The sequence below is a fragment of the Streptomyces sp. NPDC027189 genome (assembly GCF_055566975.1).
In genome coordinates this window covers 296,523-314,560 of record NZ_JBVHRI010000008.1, presented here as the reverse complement: position 1 = coordinate 314,560, position 18,038 = coordinate 296,523, and the positions used below count along the sequence as shown (strand labels likewise).

General features: G+C 70.6%; 19 protein-coding genes. 5 read left to right on the top strand and 14 right to left on the bottom strand.

The window, feature by feature from the left end:
• Positions 1 to 23: 23 nt before the first annotated feature.
• The 5 genes from ACZ4RZ_RS22210 to ACZ4RZ_RS22190 all read right to left on the bottom strand — a co-directional run bounded on the left by ACZ4RZ_RS22210 (position 24) and on the right by ACZ4RZ_RS22190 (position 5,764).
• On the bottom strand, positions 24 to 824 hold the full coding sequence (locus tag ACZ4RZ_RS22210; RefSeq protein WP_467746876.1) for an ABC transporter permease: 801 nt from the start codon (positions 822 to 824) through the stop codon (positions 24 to 26).
• Positions 825 to 1,748, bottom strand: coding sequence for an ABC transporter permease (locus ACZ4RZ_RS22205; protein WP_467746874.1), 924 nt, complete (start codon positions 1,746 to 1,748; stop codon positions 825 to 827).
• On the bottom strand, positions 1,748 to 2,917 hold the full coding sequence (locus tag ACZ4RZ_RS22200) for an ABC transporter ATP-binding protein (RefSeq protein WP_467746872.1): 1,170 nt from the start codon (positions 2,915 to 2,917) through the stop codon (positions 1,748 to 1,750). The genes ACZ4RZ_RS22205 and ACZ4RZ_RS22200 overlap by 1 nt, the downstream gene beginning before the upstream one ends.
• Complete coding sequence (locus ACZ4RZ_RS22195) at positions 2,914 to 4,161, bottom strand: polyamine ABC transporter substrate-binding protein (RefSeq protein WP_467746870.1); 1,248 nt, start codon at positions 4,159 to 4,161, stop codon at positions 2,914 to 2,916. Before ACZ4RZ_RS22195 ends, ACZ4RZ_RS22200 begins: the two co-directional genes overlap by 4 nt.
• A gap of 76 nt (positions 4,162 to 4,237) precedes the next feature.
• On the bottom strand, positions 4,238 to 5,764 hold the full coding sequence (locus ACZ4RZ_RS22190; protein ID WP_467746868.1) for a gamma-aminobutyraldehyde dehydrogenase: 1,527 nt from the start codon (positions 5,762 to 5,764) through the stop codon (positions 4,238 to 4,240).
• A gap of 178 nt (positions 5,765 to 5,942) precedes the next feature.
• On the opposite strand from ACZ4RZ_RS22190, the gene ACZ4RZ_RS22185 reads away from it, so the two are divergent.
• Positions 5,943 to 6,563, top strand: a complete 621-nt coding sequence (locus ACZ4RZ_RS22185) for an NADAR family protein (RefSeq protein ID WP_467746867.1) — start codon at positions 5,943 to 5,945, stop codon at positions 6,561 to 6,563.
• 197 nt (positions 6,564 to 6,760) lie between these two features.
• Here the strand turns inward: ACZ4RZ_RS22185 and ACZ4RZ_RS22180 are convergent, their stop codons facing one another.
• Complete coding sequence (locus ACZ4RZ_RS22180) at positions 6,761 to 7,696, bottom strand: DUF4190 domain-containing protein (RefSeq protein ID WP_467746865.1); 936 nt, start codon at positions 7,694 to 7,696, stop codon at positions 6,761 to 6,763.
• Between the two features lie 530 nt (positions 7,697 to 8,226).
• Between ACZ4RZ_RS22180 and ACZ4RZ_RS22175 the strand changes: the two genes are divergently transcribed.
• Together ACZ4RZ_RS22175 and ACZ4RZ_RS22170 are read left to right on the top strand one after the other, a co-directional pair.
• A complete protein-coding gene (locus ACZ4RZ_RS22175) occupies positions 8,227 to 9,288 on the top strand; it encodes an adenosine deaminase (protein ID WP_467746863.1) in 1,062 nt (353 codons plus the stop codon).
• A 26-nt stretch (positions 9,289 to 9,314) separates the two neighbouring features.
• A complete protein-coding gene (locus ACZ4RZ_RS22170) occupies positions 9,315 to 9,998 on the top strand; it encodes a glycerophosphodiester phosphodiesterase (RefSeq protein ID WP_467746862.1) in 684 nt (227 codons plus the stop codon).
• Positions 9,999 to 10,094: 96 nt separating this feature from the next.
• Here ACZ4RZ_RS22170 and ACZ4RZ_RS22165 read toward each other — a convergent pair whose 3' ends face one another.
• Positions 10,095 to 10,736: an NADPH-dependent F420 reductase gene (locus tag ACZ4RZ_RS22165; RefSeq protein WP_467746861.1), complete on the bottom strand. Its 642-nt coding sequence runs from the start codon at positions 10,734 to 10,736 to the stop codon at positions 10,095 to 10,097.
• A gap of 69 nt (positions 10,737 to 10,805) precedes the next feature.
• Between ACZ4RZ_RS22165 and ACZ4RZ_RS22160 the strand changes: the two genes are divergently transcribed.
• The gene (locus ACZ4RZ_RS22160) at positions 10,806 to 11,162 is read left to right on the top strand and encodes a winged helix-turn-helix transcriptional regulator (protein WP_467746859.1); all 357 of its coding nucleotides are present in this window, start codon (positions 10,806 to 10,808) and stop codon (positions 11,160 to 11,162) included.
• Here ACZ4RZ_RS22160 and ACZ4RZ_RS22155 read toward each other — a convergent pair.
• A complete protein-coding gene (locus tag ACZ4RZ_RS22155) occupies positions 11,144 to 12,841 on the bottom strand; it encodes a sigma-70 family RNA polymerase sigma factor (RefSeq protein WP_467746977.1) in 1,698 nt (565 codons plus the stop codon). The two genes, ACZ4RZ_RS22160 and ACZ4RZ_RS22155, sit on opposite strands and share 19 nt — an antisense overlap.
• Before the next feature lie 256 nt (positions 12,842 to 13,097).
• On the opposite strand from ACZ4RZ_RS22155, the gene ACZ4RZ_RS22150 reads away from it, so the two are divergent.
• Positions 13,098 to 14,246 (top strand): serine hydrolase domain-containing protein, encoded by a 1,149-nt coding sequence (locus tag ACZ4RZ_RS22150; protein ID WP_467746857.1) that lies wholly within the window; start codon positions 13,098 to 13,100, stop codon positions 14,244 to 14,246.
• Here the strand turns inward: ACZ4RZ_RS22150 and ACZ4RZ_RS22145 are convergent.
• The 6 genes from ACZ4RZ_RS22145 to ACZ4RZ_RS22120 all read right to left on the bottom strand — a co-directional run bounded on the left by ACZ4RZ_RS22145 (position 14,239) and on the right by ACZ4RZ_RS22120 (position 17,464).
• Complete coding sequence (locus tag ACZ4RZ_RS22145; RefSeq protein ID WP_467746856.1) at positions 14,239 to 14,769, bottom strand: hypothetical protein; 531 nt, start codon at positions 14,767 to 14,769, stop codon at positions 14,239 to 14,241. The two genes, ACZ4RZ_RS22150 and ACZ4RZ_RS22145, sit on opposite strands and share 8 nt — an antisense overlap.
• A 37-nt stretch (positions 14,770 to 14,806) precedes the next feature.
• Positions 14,807 to 15,262, bottom strand: a complete 456-nt coding sequence (locus ACZ4RZ_RS22140) for a hypothetical protein (protein ID WP_467746855.1) — start codon at positions 15,260 to 15,262, stop codon at positions 14,807 to 14,809.
• Complete coding sequence (locus ACZ4RZ_RS22135) at positions 15,246 to 15,737, bottom strand: RNA polymerase sigma factor (protein ID WP_467746853.1); 492 nt, start codon at positions 15,735 to 15,737, stop codon at positions 15,246 to 15,248. The genes ACZ4RZ_RS22140 and ACZ4RZ_RS22135 overlap by 17 nt, the downstream gene beginning before the upstream one ends.
• 108 nt (positions 15,738 to 15,845) lie before the next feature.
• Positions 15,846 to 16,457, bottom strand: a complete 612-nt coding sequence (locus ACZ4RZ_RS22130) for a class F sortase (RefSeq protein WP_467746852.1) — start codon at positions 16,455 to 16,457, stop codon at positions 15,846 to 15,848.
• Positions 16,454 to 16,849, bottom strand: coding sequence for a sortase-dependent protein (locus ACZ4RZ_RS22125; protein WP_467746850.1), 396 nt, complete (start codon positions 16,847 to 16,849; stop codon positions 16,454 to 16,456). Before ACZ4RZ_RS22125 ends, ACZ4RZ_RS22130 begins: the two co-directional genes overlap by 4 nt.
• A gap of 174 nt (positions 16,850 to 17,023) precedes the next feature.
• Complete coding sequence (locus ACZ4RZ_RS22120; protein ID WP_467746848.1) at positions 17,024 to 17,464, bottom strand: OsmC family protein; 441 nt, start codon at positions 17,462 to 17,464, stop codon at positions 17,024 to 17,026.
• Between the last annotated feature and the right edge of the window lie 574 nt (positions 17,465 to 18,038).

Below are 18,038 nucleotides of genomic sequence, written 5' to 3'. Positions count from 1 at the left end.
ACTCCCTACAACGGTGGCGAGCGTTATGCCTTTTGCCTGTTCCGGCGATTGCCGATGACCATTCCGGCCAGGACGAACAGTACGGCGACAAGGAACATGGCCGTACCGATGACATTGATCTGAACGGGTGTTCCGCGCTGTGCCGAGCCCCAGACGAACATGGGGAAGGTGACGGTCGATCCCGCGTTGAAATTGGTGATGATGAAATCGTCGAAGGAGAGCGCGAAGGCGAGCAGCGCGCCCGCGGCGATTCCGGGGGCCGCGATGGGCAGGGTGACCCGGAGGAAGGTCTGCGCGGGACCGGCGTACAGGTCCTGCGCGGCCTGCTCCAGGCGTGGGTCCATCGACATGACACGCGCCTTGACGGCGGTGACGACGAAGCTGAGGCAGAACATGATGTGGGCGATCAGGATCGTCCAGAATCCCAGCTGAGCACCCATGTTGAGGAAGAGGGTGAGCAGCGAGGCGGCCATCACGACCTCGGGCATCGCCATCGGCAGGAAGATCAGCGAGTTCACCGCGCCGCGCGCCCGGAAGCGGTAGCGGACCAGCGCGAAGGCGATCATCGTGCCGAGGACGGTGGCCCCGACGGTCGCCCAGACGGCGATCTGCAGGCTGAGGGAGAGCGACCCGCACATGTCGGCGACCCCGCACGGGTCGCGCCAGGCGTCGGTCGAGAACTGCTGCCATTCGTAGTTGAAGCGCCCCTTCGGCTTGTTGAAGGAGAACACCGTGACGACGACATTGGGCAGCAGCAGATATGCGAGCGTCAGAAGTCCCGCGATGACGACGAGATGGCGCTTGAGCCAGCGTACGAAGGCCATTTAAACCAGATCCTCCGTCCCGGACTTACGGATGTAGAGCGTGACCATGATGAGGATCGCGGCCATGAGAATGAACGAGAGAGCCGCGGCCGTCGGATAGTCGAGAATCCGCAGGAATTGGGTCTGGATGACGTTGCCGACCATCCGGGTGTCCGTGGAGCCGAGCAGATCGGCGTTCACGTAGTCACCGCTGGCCGGGATGAAGGTGAGCAGCGTGCCGGAGACGACACCGGGCATCGACAGCGGGAAGGTGACCTTGCGGAAGGTCGTGAAGGGCGTCGCGTACAGGTCGCCCGCCGCCTCGTGCAGCCGCCCGTCGATCCGCTCCAGCGAGCTGTAGAGCGGCAGGATCATGAACGGCAGGAAGTTGTACGTGAGTCCGCAGACCACCGCGAGAGGCGTGGCCAGGACGCGGTCGCCGGCCGTGAAGCCCAGCCAGTTGGTGACGTCCAGGACGTGCAGCGAGTTCAGGGCACCGACGACCGGGCCGCCGTCCGCGAGGATCGTCTTCCAGGCGAGCGTACGGATCAGGAAGCTGGTGAAGAACGGCGCGATCACCAGGATCATGATCAGGTTGCGCCAGCGGCCCGCGCGGAAGGCGATCAGATACGCGAGCGGGTAGCCGAGCACGAGGCACAGGATCGTCGCGGCGCCAGCGTAGAGCACCGAGCGCAGGAACTGCGGCCAGTAGTCGGCGAGCGCGTCCCAGTACGTCTGGAAGTGCCAGGTGACCTTGAAGCCCTCCTCCAGGGAGCCCGTCTGCACGGACGTGGAGGCCTGGTAGATCATCGGCAGCGCGAAGAAGACGACCAGCCAGAGGATGCCGGGCAGGAGCAGCCAGTACGGGACGAGGCGGCCGCGCTTGCGGGGCGGCTTCTCGGCAGGCTGCGGCGCGAGCGGTGGCGCCTCGGTGATGGCGGCCATCAGGCGGCCACCCCCTCTTCTGGCTCCACCGTCTCGACGCCGGCGTCGATGTCCTGGGCTGCGTCCAGGCCGAAGGTGTGCGCAGGGCTCCAGTGCAGGACGACATCGGCGCCGGGGGTGAGCCGGGCGTCGCGGTCGATGTTCTGCGAGTAGACCTCGAACTCGGGGCAGACGGCGCTGTCGATCACGTACTGCGTGGAGACGCCGATGAAGCTGGAGTCGGCGATCTTGCCGGTGATCCGGTTGCGGCCCTCCGGGATCTCGCCCGCGTCGTCGGCGTGCGTGAGCGAGATCTTCTCGGGGCGTATGCCGACCAGGACCTTGCCGCCGGTCGCCGTGGGCGCCGAGCATCGCGCCTGGGGCAGCACGAGCTTGCTGCCGCCCGCCTGGAGGACGATGTCGTCGCCGCTCTTGGAGTCGACCGCGGCCTCGATGAGGTTCGAGGTGCCGAGGAAGTTGGCGACGAAGGTGGTGTTCGGGTTCTCGTAGAGGTCGGCGGGCGAGCCGAGCTGCTCGACGCGTCCCGCGTTCATCACGGCGACCGTGTCGGCCATGGTCATGGCCTCCTCCTGGTCGTGCGTGACGTGGATGAAGGTGATGCCGACCTCGGTCTGGATGCGCTTGAGCTCCAGCTGCATCTGGCGGCGCAGCTTGAGGTCGAGGGCGCCGAGGGGCTCGTCGAGGAGCAGCACCTTGGGGTGGTTGATCAGCGCGCGGGCCACGGCGACGCGCTGCTGCTGACCGCCGGAGAGCTGGTGCGGCTTCTTGCGGGCCTGCTCGCCGAGCTGTACGAGGTCGAGCATCTCCTCGACCTGCTTCTTCACCGACTTGATGCCGCGCCGGCGCAGACCGAAGGCGACGTTCTCGAAGATGTCGAGGTGCGGGAAGAGGGCGTACGACTGGAAGACGGTGTTCACCGGCCGCTTGTAGGGCGGCAGGTTCGTCACCTCCTGGTCGCCGAGGAAGACGGTGCCGGAGGAAGGTTCCTCCAGGCCCGCGATCATCCGCAGAGTGGTCGTCTTGCCGCAGCCCGACGCCCCGAGGAGGGCGAAGAACGACCCCTGGGGCACGGTCAGGTCGAGCGGGTGTACGGCGGTGAAGGCTCCGTACGTCTTGCTGATCCCGGAGAGGCGGACGTCGCCGCTGCTGTCGTTGGTCATCGTGGTCACGCCCCTGTGAGCTTCGCGAACTTCTCTTCGTAGGCCGTCTCTTCCTTCTGCGTCAGCGAGCGGAAGGCGTGGGACTTGGCCTGCATGGCCTTGTCGGGAATGATCAGCGGGTTGTCCGCAGCCGACTTGTCGATCTTGGCAAGCGCGTCCTTCACCCCGTCGACCGGGCAGACGTAGTTGATGTAGGCGGCGAGTTCCGCGGCCGACTCGGGCTCGTAGTAGTAGTCCATGAGCCGCTCGGCGTTCGTCTTGTGACGTGCCTTGTTGGGGATCAGCATGTTGTCCGTGGACGTCAGATAACCGCTGTCCGGGATGATGAAGTCGACGTCCGGGCTGTCCGCCTTGAGCTGGACCACGTCACCGGCCCAGGCGACACAGGCCGCGAGGTCGCCCTTGGTGAGGTCGGACGTGTAGTCGTTGCCCGTGAAGCGGCGGATCTGGCCCTTGTCGACGGCTTTCTGGAGCCGGGCGATCGTCGCGTCGAAGTCGTCGTCGGTGAACTTCGCCGGGTCCTTGCCCATGTCGAGCAGCGTCATGCCGATGCTGTCGCGCATCTCCGAGAGGAAGCCGACGCGCCCCTTGAGCTTGGGGTTGTCGAGCATGTCGGAGATGGACTTGACCTCCACGCCGTCGAGCGCCTTCTTGTTGTAGGCGATGACGGTCGAAATGCCCTGCCAGGGGTACGAGTAGGCGCGGCCCGGGTCCCAGTCGGGGTTGCGGAACTGCGTCGACAGGTTCGCGAACGCGTGCGGCAGGTTGGATGCGTTGAGCTTCTGCACCCAGCCGAAGCGGATCAGCCGCGCGGCCAGCCAGTCGGTGACGACGATGATGTCGCGCCCGGTGTCCTGGCCCGCCGCGAGCTGCGGCTTGATCTTGCCGAAGAACTCGACGTTGTCGTTGATGTCCTCGGTGTACTTGACCTTGATGCCGGTCCGTTTGGTGAACGCGTCGAGCGTGGGGTGGTGCTTCTCGCTGTCGTCGACGTCCATGTACTCGGTCCAGTTGGAGAAGTTGATCGTCTTCTCCTTGGCCGAGTGGTCCTCGGCGGAGACGCCTCCCTGGGTCTTGCCTGCCGCGGGGATCCCGCAGGCGCTCAGCGCCCCGAGACCGCCGACGGCGAGCGCGCCGCCCGCCGAGGCGCGCAGCAGCGAACGACGGCTGAGGGAGGCCCTGCCGTTCCTGAAACTGCGCCGTATGGCGGCCACTTGGGCCGGGGTCAGGCGCTCGGGCTCGTACTGCTCCATGCTCGTGGTGCCCTTTCGGGAGGATCGCGGCCGTGGTCGCGGCCTGGTCTGGCACTGGGCCCCAGCCGACGGTCGGCTAGGGACGGTCCCCGAAGATCGTGCGGTGCCAGTCCTTCCTGGCCACCGCGGTGTTGTCGAACATGACGTGCTTGATCTGCGTGTACTCCTCGAAGGAGTAGGCGGACATGTCCTTGCCGAAGCCTGACGCCTTGTAACCGCCGTGCGGCATCTCGCTGATGATCGGGATGTGATCGTTGACCCAGACGCAGCCCGCCTTGATTTCGCGGGTCGCGCGGCCCGCGCGGTAGACGTCGCGGCTCCAGGCGGAGGCCGCGAGTCCGTACGGGGTGTCGTTGGCGAGTGCGATGCCCTCGTCGTCGCTGTCGAAGGGCAGCACGACGAGCACCGGGCCGAAGATCTCGGCCTGCACGATCTCGCTGTCCTGGGCGGCGTCGGCGACGAGCGTGGGCGCGTAGAACGCGCCGCTCTTGAGTTCGCCCTGTGGGGCGGCTCCGCCGGTGACCACGCGCGCGTAGTCGCGCGCCCGGTCGACGAATCCGGCGACGCGGTCGCGCTGGGCGTGCGAGATCAGCGGGCCGAGGTCGGTTCCCGGCGCGAACGGGTCGCCCACGCGGACACTCGCCATCAGGGCGGCGGTCTTCGCCACGAACTCCTCGTAGAGCGGCCTTTGCACGTACGCGCGCGTGGCGGCCGTGCAGTCCTGCCCGGTGTTGATGAGCGAGCCGGCCACCGCGCCGTTCACGGCGGCGTCCAGGTCCGCGTCGTCGAAGACGACGAAGGGGGCCTTGCCGCCCAGCTCCAGGTGGAGCCGCTTGACGGTCGAGGTGGCGATCTCGGCGACACGCTTGCCGACGGCGGTGGACCCGGTGAAGGAGGTCATGGCCACGTCGGGGTGGCCGACGAGGTGCTCACCGGCTTCCTTGCCTAGGCCGGTGACGATGTTGATGACACCGTCGGGGATCCCCGCCTCGGTGGCCGCCTCGGCGAACAGCAGCGAGGTGAGCGGAGTCAGCTCGGCGGGCTTCAGGACGATCGTGTTGCCGGCGGCGATGGCCGGGAGGATCTTCCAGGCGGCCATCTGGAGGGGATAGTTCCAGGGCGCGATCGAGCCGACGACGCCGATGGGTTCACGGCGTACGTACGAGGTGTGGTCACCGGAGTACTCACCCGCGGACTGGCCCTGCAGGTGCCGGGCCGCGCCCGCGAAGAAGGCGGTGTTGTCGATGGTGCCCGGAACGTCGAACTCGCGCGTCAGCTTGAGGGGCTTTCCGCACTGGAGCGACTCGGCCTGGGCGAACTCCTCGGCACGCTCGGCGAGCACGGCGGCGAAGCGGTGCAGCGCGTCGGAGCGCTCGCCCGGGGTGGCACTCGACCAGCCGGGAAACGCCTCGCGGGCGGCGGCGACGGCCGCGTCGACGTCGACGGTGCTCGCCAGCTCGTACGTGTACACCTCTTCGCCGGTGGCGGGGTTCACGACCGCGTGCGTGCGGCCGGAGGTGCCCTTGGTGAATCGGCCCGCGATGTACTGCGCGCCGTCCGCCAAGCGGTCCTGCGCCTGGAAGCGATGGCCCGGATTGTGCATGTCGCTCTCCTCCGCCGTTCTCCCCGCTGCCGCGGGGGTCGGCGTAGCTCCAGCTCGATTTGAGTGCCGATCCTGGCAGAGCAAAGGGACTCCAACAAGTGATTCCGTTGTTGCCTTTTGGTTACGCGACGAAATCTGTCGACCAGGTGTCGAGTCCCGCTGGAAAAGGCGGGACGGAATGTCAGTGGTGCGTGCCAAAGTGGCATGCATGGGGAAGATCGATTCTTGGGAAGCGCTGGTCAGCGCGGTCCACATGGGGGCGAGGGTCAAGTACCTGCACTTCTGGGGGCACCGCCCGCGACCGGACGGCCGGGTGAGCGCGAGCTGTCTCAGCCAGTGGTGGCCGTCACCCTTCGTGGTCGACGGTGTCGAGTACGCGACGGCGGAGCACTGGATGATGGCGTCGAAGGCACGGCTCTTCGGCGACGAGGAGGCCGAGCGGCGGGTCCTGGCGGCTTCGAGCCCCGCGCTCGCCAAGAAGGCGGGGCGGCTGGTGCGCGGCTTCGACGAGGGCATATGGGAGCGCGAGCGGTTCGGGATCGTGGCCGAGGGCAGCGTCCACAAGTTCGCCGCGCACGCCGACCTGCGGGAGTTTCTGCTGGGCACGGGTGCGCAAAGCGAGATGGGGGTCCCCCCGGCCGAAGGCTGGGGGAGGGTGCTGGTCGAGGCCAGCCCCCTGGACCGCGTGTGGGGCATCGGGCTCGCCGCGGACGACGAGCGGGCCTCGGATCCCGAGCGGTGGCGGGGGCCGAATCTGTTGGGGTTCGCGCTGATGGAGGCGCGGGAGCGGCTGGCCTGAGCGTCCTCGGCGGAGGTGTGGTGCGTTCCCGCGTCGTTCGGTGCGTGTTATCGGCGTGCCGGGCGAAGGCCCTCGTACTGGGAGGTACTTGGGTCTTCGCCCGGTGCGGCGAGAGGGCGTGCCGGGCGGCGTGGGGGCGTGCTGCACTTCCCCGAGGCCGCTGAGCGACTCGTGGGCCGCGCCGCTCGCCTACGGGGTTACGGCTGCTCCATGACGAGGGACGTGGAGAAGCCGTCGTCGCCACCCGAGTCGCCGCTGCCGCTGTCGTCCGGGACCACGATGAGGAAGACGAGCATCGCGACCCCCAGGGCGATACCGACCGCTCCGCAGATGATTCCGGCCAGCGCCTGCCCCGGGTTGGTCGCCTCGCCCCGGCGCACCTTGCGGCGGCCGATCACGCCGAAGATCACACCGAGGATGCCCAGCACGATGGCGAGCGGCCAGAGACAGAACACGACCGCCGCGATAATGCCGAGCACAAGGCCGGCGGTGCCCATGCCGTTGCTCGGCGCGAGCGGCAGCACCGGGGGCCAGCCGTAGCCGGGGACGCCTTGGTGGGCAGCGTGCGGCGGGGCGGGGGCGTACTGCGGGTAGCCGTATCCGTAGGGCAGTCGGCCGGGGCCGTCGGGCGCGATGGGTGGCGGGGGGACGGGTTCTCCAGGGGCGGCCTGCGGGTAGAGGGTACGGGCCGCGGGGGCTGCGAAGGGGTTTCCGGAGATGCTCGGGGGCGTAGGACCGGCGGTGGGCGGGAGGTCGCTCGGGGGTGCGAAGGGGTTCTCCCACGACTGGGGGTCGGGGGCGCCCGCCCAGGGGAGGGAGGTGAAGGGCGGCTGGTCGTACACCGGGGGAGGCAGAGGCGCGGCGCTCCCGCCGTACGGAGCGGTTTCCATGGGCGGAGCCCAGGGGTTCGGCTCGGGGCGGGGGTCGGCGGTGGGCTTGTCCAGGGGGACCTTGGGAGCGGGGGCGGCCTGATCGGGGCCGGTGTCCGGGGCATACCCCGCTGCGGGCGCGATGCCCCGGGCCTGTGCGGCCGGCCCCTGGCCCTGCGCACGAAAAGCGCGCCCCGGCTCGCCACCCTGGGCACCCTCGGCACCCTCGGCACCAACAGCGTCCTCGGGTTCGACACCCCGCACGCGAGCAGCGTCATCGGGCTCAGCACCCTGCGCACGGCCGTCCGCAGGCATCCCGTCTTCCGGCTCGGCGCCCGGCATACGGCCGTCCGCACGCACCGCATCCTTGGGCTCGGAACCCGGAGCCCGGCCGTCCCCAGGCACCACATCCTCCGGTTCCGGACCCGGCGCACGGCCCTCCGCAGGCTCCGGCGCGGTCGATCCCGTACCCGGAGCGCGGCCGCGCTCCGCAGGCGCCGCGTCGGTCGGATCCGTATCCGGCGTGCCGCCGCGCTCCGCAGGCGCCGCGTAGCTCGGAGGGGTCGTACCCCCCTGGCCCGGTGGAGCCCACGCGGCAGCGTCTCGTGGCGCTTCCGGCGTCTGGGCGTCGTCGGACATGCCCGGGGCCCCCTCGTCTGTCGTACGTTCCGTCATGCTACGGCCCGGGCCCGAGCCGCGCGGGCCGCCGCCTACGATGATCCCTGAATCACCGATCAGCCGATCACCCGCGTCCCGCCGACCACGGTCCGGGGACGCCGTTCCGGGGAGGAACCTTGACCGACCACCGCAGCGCACTCGATGATGCCCGCGATCTGCACGCGTTCATCGCCGGACTGCCCAAGGCCGAACTGCACGTGCACCACGTCGGCTCCGCCTCCCCGCGGATCGTGTCCGCCCTCGCCGCACGGCACCCCGACTCCAAGGTTCCGACCGACCCCGAGGCCCTCGCGGACTACTTCACGTTCACGGACTTCGCCCACTTCATCCAGGTGTATCTGTCCGTGGTCGACCTCATCCGCACCCCGGAGGACGTACGGCTGCTGACGTACGAGGTCGCGCGCGACATGGCCCGCCAGCAGGTCCGTTACGCCGAGCTGACCATCACCCCGTGGTCCTCCACCCGCCGCGGCATCGACGAACTCGCCTTCATGGAGGCGATCGAGGACGCCCGCAAGGCGGCCGAGGCCGAGCTCGGTGTCGTACTGCGGTGGTGCTTCGACATTCCGGGAGAGGCGGGGCTCGAGGCTGCCGAGGAGACCGCACGGCTCGCCACCGAGGACCGGCTGCGGCCGGAGGGGCTGGTCTCCTTCGGGCTCGGCGGCCCCGAAATCGGCGTACCGCGCCCGCAGTTCAAGCCGTACTTCGACCGGGCGATCGCGGCCGGACTGCGGTCGGTGCCGCACGCCGGTGAGACGACGGGGCCGCAGACGGTCTGGGACGCGCTGAACGACCTGCGGGCCGAGCGCATCGGGCACGGCACCAGTTCCGCGCAGGACCCGAAGCTCCTCGCCCACCTCGCCGAGCACCGGATCGCCCTGGAGGTCTGCCCCACCTCCAACATCGCCACCCGCGCGGTCCGCACCCTCGACGAGCACCCGATCAAGGAGTTCGTACAGGCCGGGGTGCCCGTCACGATCAACTCCGACGACCCGCCGATGTTCGGCACCGACCTGAACAGCGAGTACGCGGTCGCCGCCCGTCTCCTCGATCTCGACGAGCTGGGCCTCGCCGCGCTCGCCAAGAACGCGGTCGAGGCGTCGTTCCTCGACGAGGCCGGCAAGACCAAGCTCGCCGAGGAGATCGACACGTACGCCTCGACGTGGCTCGCGCCCTGACGCGTCGCACCACCACAATGGGCGGCATGCGCACCGTGACCGCCGTCGCCCATCGCGGCGCCCCCTACCGTGTCCGCGAGAACACGATCGACTCGCTGCGTTCCGCGCTCCAACTGGGCGCGGACGCGGTCGAGATCGACGTACGACTGACCCGTGACGGCGTGCCCGTGCTGCTGCACGACGAGACGCTGAAGCGCCTGTGGGAGCAGGACCGGCCGCTGCGCTCGCTCTCCTCGGACGAGGTGCGCGGGCTCACGGCCGGCGGCGTGCCCACACTGGTCGAGGCCCTCAAGGAGACCGAGGACAGCCGGATCATGGTCGACCTGCCGGGCGAACCCGACAGCAGGGCGGTACGCCGGATCATCGACGTCATCCGAGAGTGCGGGGCGGAAGAGCGGGTGTACTACTGCGCGGGCGCCCCGGCCATGCTGGCGGTGCGCGCCGCCGACCCCGCCGCGGAGATCGCGCTGACCTGGACGAGCGTCGCGCCACCGCGGCCGGCGCTGCTCGCGGCCGTACGGCCGCGGTGGCTCAACTACCGCTTCGGGCTGGTCGACCGGGAGCTCGCCGCCCGCGTCCACCGCGACGGCTACCTGCTGTCCGTGTGGACTCCGGACACCCGCCGCTCCATGCGGCGCCTCCTGGACATGGGCGTCGACTCGATCACGACGAATCGCATCGACGCGCTCTGCGCCCTGCGCAAGGGCTGACTCGGGCGCCGGTACGGCGTACTCGCGTCACCTGGACGGCAGGATCATGTGCCGGCCCCGGCAGCGCTCCGTGGAGGGGCCCGGCAGCGCCGGGCGTCAGCGCGCGCCCGCGAACTCCCTCGGCGGGGCGATCGCCTGGGCATCCGCCCCCTCGCCCACCCACAGACCGATCAGCAGCGCCGCCGTGGCCTCTAGCAGGCCCGCCCGGGCCATCTGCCCCGCGTTGAGGGGCTCGCAGCCCAGGTCGCGCACGAGTCGTCGTACGACGTCGAGCGCGTCCTCGTCGTCGCCGCACAGCGGAACCGCGAGCGGGCGGCCGCCGAAGACCGGTGGGGTCATCCGCCAGACGTCCTCGTGGCAGAGGTTGAAGGCCTTGACCACGTGCGCGTCGGGGGCGGCGGCCGCGAGCCGTTCGGCCGCGGACGGACCCCCCGCCGTCTCCAGGACGAAACCCGGGCCCACCGGATTGACGCAGTCGATCAGCACCCGGTCGCGCAGGGTGCCCCGGAGCCCCGCGACGACCTCGGCAGCGGCCGCGTACGGCAGCGCGAGAAGCACCGCGTCCACTCCGAACTCGGCCGCCGCCCGCAGATCGCCACCGCGTCCGCCGAGCCGTCGGGCGAGCCCGGCCGCGCGTTCCAAGTCCCGCCCGCCCACGCACACTTCGTGACCCGCGCGCGCCCACCGCGTGCCGAGTGCGTCCGCCATGCCGCCCGTACCGAGAATCCCGATCCTCATCAGCCTCGTATCCCTTCCGTCGCCGAATCCAGCACGACAGTAGGAATCCGCTCGGGCACCATTCGGTACGTGACGACCGAAGACTTCCTCGCCGACTGCCGGGCCCGGCTCGCCTTCGATCTGCTCGCCAACACCTGGAACTCCGTTGTGCTGTGGGCCCTGCGGCACGGCCCGGTGCGCCACGGCGAGCTGCGCGAGCTCATCGGCGGCATCAGCCAGAAGGTGCTGACCGAGACGCTGCGGCGGCTGGAGTTCAACGGGCTCGTCCTGCGGCGGGCGTACGGCGGTTCGCCGCCTCGGGTCGAGTACGAACTCACCGCGCTCGGGCGGTCGTTGCTCGACCCCATCGGCGCCTTCGGTGCCTGGGCGTTCGAGCACGGCGACGAGGTCATGGCCGCGCAGGAGCGCTACACGCGCGAGCGCTGAGCGACCGTCGCCGGGTCGGTGGGGGTGGAGCGGGTCAGGTACTGCGGTACCGGGGCCGTGTCCTGGCCGTTGTCGCGGACCAGGCCGTAGCGGATCGCGCCCTGGGCCGGGCCGGTCGTGACATCCTTGTTCGCCTCGTCCCAGCTCGACGGAAAGACGATCAGACCGTAGTCGGCGCCCCGTTCGTTCACGGTGAGGGTGACGGTGCCGTCGAGGTAGAAGTACTCGTTCTGCCACATCTGCTGGGTGCCGGGCGGCAGTACGGCGTATCCGATGTCCGGCCCGCCCATGCCCGTGGCGTAGCCGTCAGGGCTTCCCTCGAGGGCGTCGTCCATTCGGCGGCCACCGCCGGACGCCACGTGGAAGAGCTTCCCCTGGAGGCCGGTCCAGGCCGGCATGACCAGCGCCCCGGGCCGGGACTTCGGCGAGATCTGCCAGCGCACCAGGACGTATCCCTTGCCGCTCAGGGTCACGCCGTCCCCGCGGTGTTGCATCACGGCCTTCGCGCCGCCGGTGCTGGTGATCCCGGTCTCGGGCCGGTGCGGCAGGGCGCCGGGCCGCGCGTCCGGATCCGGAGCCCGGTCGACGGCATCGACGACCGTGCCGTACCCGTCGGTCTTCGTCGGCGACGGTGAGGGCGAGGCGGACTGCGTGGCGGACGGGGTGCGCGACGGAGGGCGGGCGGTACTCGCCGCCGTGGGCGCGACGGCGGCCCGCGGGGGCGGTTTGTCCGGGGTCTGCGTCACGACGTATGCGCCGCCGGCCACGAACGTGGCGCCGGCCGTCACCGCCACGGCGGGCTTGGTGAGCGCGCTGATCACCTTGGCGGACCATCCGACGCCGGTCGCGGCCGCCGCCGTCTTGCCGCCCATGGCCAGCGAGAGCGTGAAGCCGACCGGCACCGGCACGAGCGCGATCCCGACGAGGAGCCGTTCGGCCGGCACGACGGCCTCGCGCGCACCCGAGCAGTACGCGCAGCCCCGGACGTGCCGGGCCAGCCGCTTGCGCCACACCGAGTCGGGCCGTCCGTCCCAGCGGGCGGTCACCTCGGGCAGGTCGGGGCAGGACGAGTCGAGCGCCCGGACGATGCCGCGCGCGGTCTCCAGGCGCTCCTTCATGCGCTGGACGCGGACGGCGGCGTGCTGCCGGCTGATGCCCACGGCCGCCGCCAGGTCTCGCCGGGTGAGTTCGCCCGCGACCTCCAGCCACCACAGTGACAGCAGCTGGCGGTCCTCGTCGTCGAGCCAGCGCACCGCCTCCGCGACCTCGCGCCGCTGCCCCTCCAGCTGGAGCCGCAGTACGGTCAGTTCGGCGAAGTCGGCGGCCTGGTCGCCCGCGCTGTCGTCGAGTGTCTCGGAGGTCCGGCGGCGCGCCCGGTCCCGTATCTGGCGCATCGCGATGGCCACCAGCCAAGACCGGAAACTGTCCGGATCGCGCAGCGCGCCGAGGTTGTCGACGGCGCGCAGCATGGTCTCCTGCACGACGTCGTCGACGTCCGCGTGGCCGTTCAGCGCGCGTCCCACGATGTTGTAGACGAGGGGCAGCCAGCCCGCGACCAGCTCGTCGAGCGCGCGCCGGTCACCGGCCTGCGCGGCCGCGATGGTGGAGCGCCACTCCCGCCCGTCCACGTCCGTCCTTCCCCTGGTCTCTTCGCCTTCGGAACGTACCTTCTCGGCCATGACCGCGGCGTACGGGGCCGTGTCCACGACGTTTCACCTTGGGAGACGGAGGAGGACGCTCCGCGATAACAGTTTTTTGCGAAGGCGGGCGGGGCGGGACCTACGCCCCCCGCAAGGACCCTTTCCAGTCCCCCTAGGGGCGACCCTTGCGCCGATGCGGGGGACGTCCCCCTCCTCAGTGACGATCCCCGGGGACCGCGTACGGCCGGAGGATGAACATCATCTTCGACCGCCGCACCGATCACAGGAGCGCTCAATGGCCGTACGTCGCCCCGCAGTTGCCCTCGCCGCCACCCTCGTCCTCGGCCTCGCCGCCGGCCCCTTGAGCGCACCCGCGCTCGCCTCCCCGGGCACGGTCGCCGCGCGGACGGCCGGACCCGATGCCGAGGCCCTGCGCGCCGCGCTCGCCGGACTTCCGGACGCGGACGCGACCGCCGCGCTCGTTCGGGTCGGGGGCACCGACGGACGCTGGCGCGGCAGCGCGGGCGTGCACGATCTGGCGAGCGGACGGGAGGCCGACCCGAACGCGCTCTTCCGCGCCGGTTCCACCACGAAGGTCGTCACGGCGGCGGTCGTGCTCCAGCTCGCGGCGGAGGGCAAGGTCGACCTGGGCACCCCCGTGCAGCACTACCTGCCCGGACTGCTGTCGACCGCCTTCAAGCCCATCACCGTACGGCAGTTGCTGAACCACACCAGCGGGATCCAGGCGGGCGACGGCTTCGGCGACTCCTTCGAGGACGCGTACGCGCACCGCTTCGACACCCTCACGCCGAAGGAGGTCGTCGCCTCGGCTGTGGCGAAGGGCCCGGAATTCTGCCCGGGCGAGCGGCAGGACTACTTGAACATCAACTACACGATCCTCGGCATGCTGATCGAGAAGGTGACCGGGTGCACGTACGCGCGGGAAGCGACCCGTCGGATCCTCCGGCCCGCCGGGATGCGCCACTCGTACTTCCCCGGCACCGACCCGCGCATCCACGGACCGCACCATCACGGCTACCAGGCGGTGAAACAGGCCGACGGTTCGACCGAGTTCGTCGACGTCACCGACTGGAACCAGGCGGACCGCTGGGCGGCGGGCGACATGATCTCCACGACGGCGGATCTGGAACGGCTGATCACCCACCTCTTCCGTGGCGATCTGGTCCCCGAGCCGCAGCTGGAGGAGATGTTCACGGTTCCCTCGGGCATCGAGGGCGCCGACATGAGCGCGGGACTCCAGCGCTTCGAGTACGGGGGCAGGGTCTACTGGCTCAAGTCGGGCGCCCGGTACGGCTACAGCACGGTCGTCGCGGCCACCCGGGACCTGTCCCGCACCCTCGTCTACTCGGTCAACTCGACCGACGCGAAGGGCGAGTCGATGAACCCGGTGGCCCGGCGGATCGCGCTGGCGGCGCTCAAGTAGCCAGAGCCGGGGCGGCCTGACCGGGGTTCGGGGTGAGCGCCTCGAGCCGCTTGATCTTCTTCCGTACGACGTACAGCGGGATCACCCCGATGACGCCGAAGGACATGTCGATGACGGTCCACCAGAAGGGGATCCCGCGGATCGGCCCGCAGATCAGCGCGAGCGGGACGATGCCGGCGCAGGCGATCATGCCGAACTCGACGACCCAGATGTTGCGGACCGGATCGCGGTACGGCCCGTAGAAGGCGACCGCGATCACGAGATGCGCGAACGCCAGCCAGTCCGTTCCGTACAGCACGAAGGGGTACTTGGCGTCGGTGGCGTCGAGCCCGCGGCGTACGTGCTCGATCCAGTCCATCAGGGCCGGCAAATGCTCGGGCACCGACAGGGACCGCAACAGGTCCTCGGTCCAGTGGAGTTCGTGCACCAGGGGGAATGCCGTGGCGCCACTGAGCACCAGGCAGACGACAAAGATGACCAGCCATGCGCGAATGCCCTTGAGGAGGGCGGCTCTGTCGCTCATGGCAGGAGCGTACGCCCCGACTTGAACATGTTCAAAACTACTTCGGCACAGGGGTCGCTGTCGCCGACGGCGCTCGGGTGGGCACGGCCGTGCTGGTCGGGGTGCCGGGGCTTTCGGTACGAGTCCTCGCGGTGGGACGAGGGGTGGCGCTCCGAGCGCTGCTGCTGGGATGGGGGCTGACGGGCTCGGGCGACGCCGACGGAGTGGGCGCGACCGAGGGACTGCTCGCGGGCGGCGGAGCGAGAGGGACCGTCGGGGACGCGGGCGCCTCGGAGGTCGCCGCCAGGCGGAACGGCAGCGCGACGAGGGCGGCGACGGCGCACGACAGGCCGACCCCGACCGCGGTGCGGAGCAGCCTGCGGCGGGCCGCACCGCGGCGGATCGCCTCGTAGCGGCCGGCCGGTGGGCCGAGATAGTCGGAGGAGGGCCGCAGGATCACGGCGAGGGGGTCGTCCGGTTCGAAGTCCGGGCCGTCGTCAGAGTGTGTGATCAAGGCTTCTCCTCAGGTGGGCGCGGAGCAGTTCGCGGGCCGCGTGGAGGTCGGCCTTGATGGTTCCTTCCTTGCGCCCGGTCAGCACGGACACCTCCCGGATCGGCATGTCAGCGTAGTAGTGCAGCAGGATCGGGACGCGCAGTCGTTCCGGCAGCGACTGCACGAGCAGGCGTACCGACGGGTCGGCCTGTTCGGTCTGCGGGCGGACGGCGGCTTCGGTGGTGGCACGGCGCACGGCTCTGCGTTCGCGTTCGAGCTTGCGCCAGTGGTCCCGGACGAGGTTGGCCGCGGTGACGTAGAGGAAGCCGCGGGGCTCCGCCACGGAGGTCCAGCGGGCCCAGAGCCGAGTGAACGCCTCCGAGGCGATCTCGTGAGCCGTCTCGTCGTCGTCGACCAGCCGGCGGCACCAGCCGGCGAGACGCGGGTAGAGGGCGGCGAACAGCTCGGACGCTGCCTTCTCGCGGGACCGTTTCAACGCTCTCCATGGTCGTGAGGGCACTCGTTGGGACTCGAAGAGAACTCGTAGGGAAAGAGCCCGGGCCGTCGGCGTACGTTCCGTCGGCCCGGGATCCGGGAGGGCGCGTCAGGGAGTCGCGGAGCTCAGCGCCGCGAAGACGATCACGTTGTCCAGATATCCGTCACCGGTACGGGGGCCGCCGCACGTGATGAGCCGCAGCTCGGGACGGTTCACGTCCCCGTAGACCGCGTTCGCCGGGAACTCCGCCTTGACTACCGTCCGTACGGAGGTGACGGCGAACTCCGCCGTCGTGCCGTTCTCCAGGCGCACCGCGATCCGGTCGCCCCGGCGCAGCCGCGCGAGGTGACGGAAGACCCCGTCCCCGTAAGCGCCGACCGTGACATGGCCGAGGATCACCGACGGGCCGAGCCGACCCGGCGTCGGCGAATGCCGGTACCAGCCCGCCCGGTCGTGCGCCACGACCGGAGGCACCTGCACGCTGCCGTCCGCGGCCAACCCCAGCTGTATGACCGGGGTGTCGACCCCGATGGCGGGGATCCGCAGCGTGACCGGCACCGAACGCCCGAGGGCGTGCACGGCCTTGTCGGGGGACTGTGAAGGTGGCGGCGCGCTCCCGTGGCGTACGGGCGTGGCCCGGCCGGCCCCGTGGCCGCCGCAGCCCACGAGCAACGAGGCCATCGCCGCGGTGGCGAAGGCCCGCCTGGAGGGCAGGGTCATGCCCCGGTCGCCCGCCGACGCCGTACGACGAACACCGCCGCGCCTCCCACGGCGAACACCGCGGCCACTCCCCCGCCGATCAGCCCGCCCCCGGCTCCGGACTGCTTCGACACGGGCGCCACACCGGTGTTCGGCGCACCGCTCGGTACGACGGAGACCTGGCTCGGGGCCGGCGCCCGCGTCGGTTCGGCGCTCGGAGCCGGGGCGGCGGTGGTCGGCGCGGAGGTCGCGGTCGGGGCCGGGGTCGGGGCGGTGGTGGCCGGGGCGGGTGCGGAGGTGGCGGTCGGGCGGCTCGTGGGGGTGGGGCTCGCCCCGTCGGCGAACGCGGGCACCGTGCTCGCCAGCACGGCGGTGCTCGCGAGTGCCATGGCGCTGAGGACAGTTCGGCGCATGAATCGCTCTCTTTCGTCGGTCCGCCCACCCGATGACTCGGCGGGCTGGGTTACGGATCGAGCGGAGAGACGAGGCAGCGGCGGAGCGGGTTGCAAAGAGATGGCAAAGTCGCCAGAGGCCGCCGCGTCGTGCGCAACGGGAACGCGGCGGTTACGCGGTCGGGTTCGGTGGGGTCAGGCGTCCGCGACCGTCGCGGTGACGGGCGTGCCGATCTCGACCGTGCGGCTGACCGTGCAGAGCCGGTCGTGGGAGGTCTTGACCGCCCTGGGGAGGATCGCGCGGGCGCGGTCGCCGAGTTCGCCGTCCGGGAAAGCTACGGAGAAGGTGACGGCGAGATTGGTCATCCGGTTGCCGAGCTCGTCACTGATCTTGTCGCCGGTCACGGTGACGGTGAACCCGGTGGGCTCCGCGTGGCGGCCGGTGGCGACATCGACATCGGCCGCGGTGCAGCCCCCGATCGCGGCGAGCAACAGCTCGACCGGGGTGAAGTCGGTGCCGCCGTGGGGATCGGAACTGGTGCCGAAGCTGATCTCGCCACCGCGCGGGTTCGTCGCGGTGAAGTGGCCGGCGCCGGTCCGCTCGATGGTCACGGAGCGCAGGGTGTTTTCGGTCATGCCTACGACACTAGTGTCGCGCGGCGCAGACCGCCGTGGATGTCGGCCCGGTCGAGGTGGGACCTTGCGCGCGGCCGGCGCACCGGAGCGACGGCACGCGAGACAGGCCTCCGATCGCACCGGAGCGACGGTCGGCGAGACAGCCCTCCGGACGCGCCGGAGCGACGGGAGGCGAGGCGGCGCTCCTGTTGTCGCCGCGCAGTGTCTAGTGCACTTGTCGCGGCACCTTGTCCTGCCGGCTGTGCAAAGCGAAGTCCGCCCGGACAACCGCGCCGGGCCGCAGCAGCTTCTGATGGACCATCGGATTCCGGCCGACGGACGAGACCGCGATGCTGAGGCATCCCTCGGGGAGACCGGTCGCGGCGTACTCACCGGCTCGGACATGGGGCTCCCTTCGTCGCCCCCTTCAGCATCACCCCGCGGCCAGTCCGCCGCGAGCGCCGGTCGGTCCCGCCCTGGCGGCGCACCGCCCGGGACCCTGCTGCCCCGCGAGCCCAGCTGCTCCGGCCACCGTAAGAGATCCCGTGGCCGCGTTCGGCACGAACTATTGGTGAGTAATTGCGAAATTCCGGGA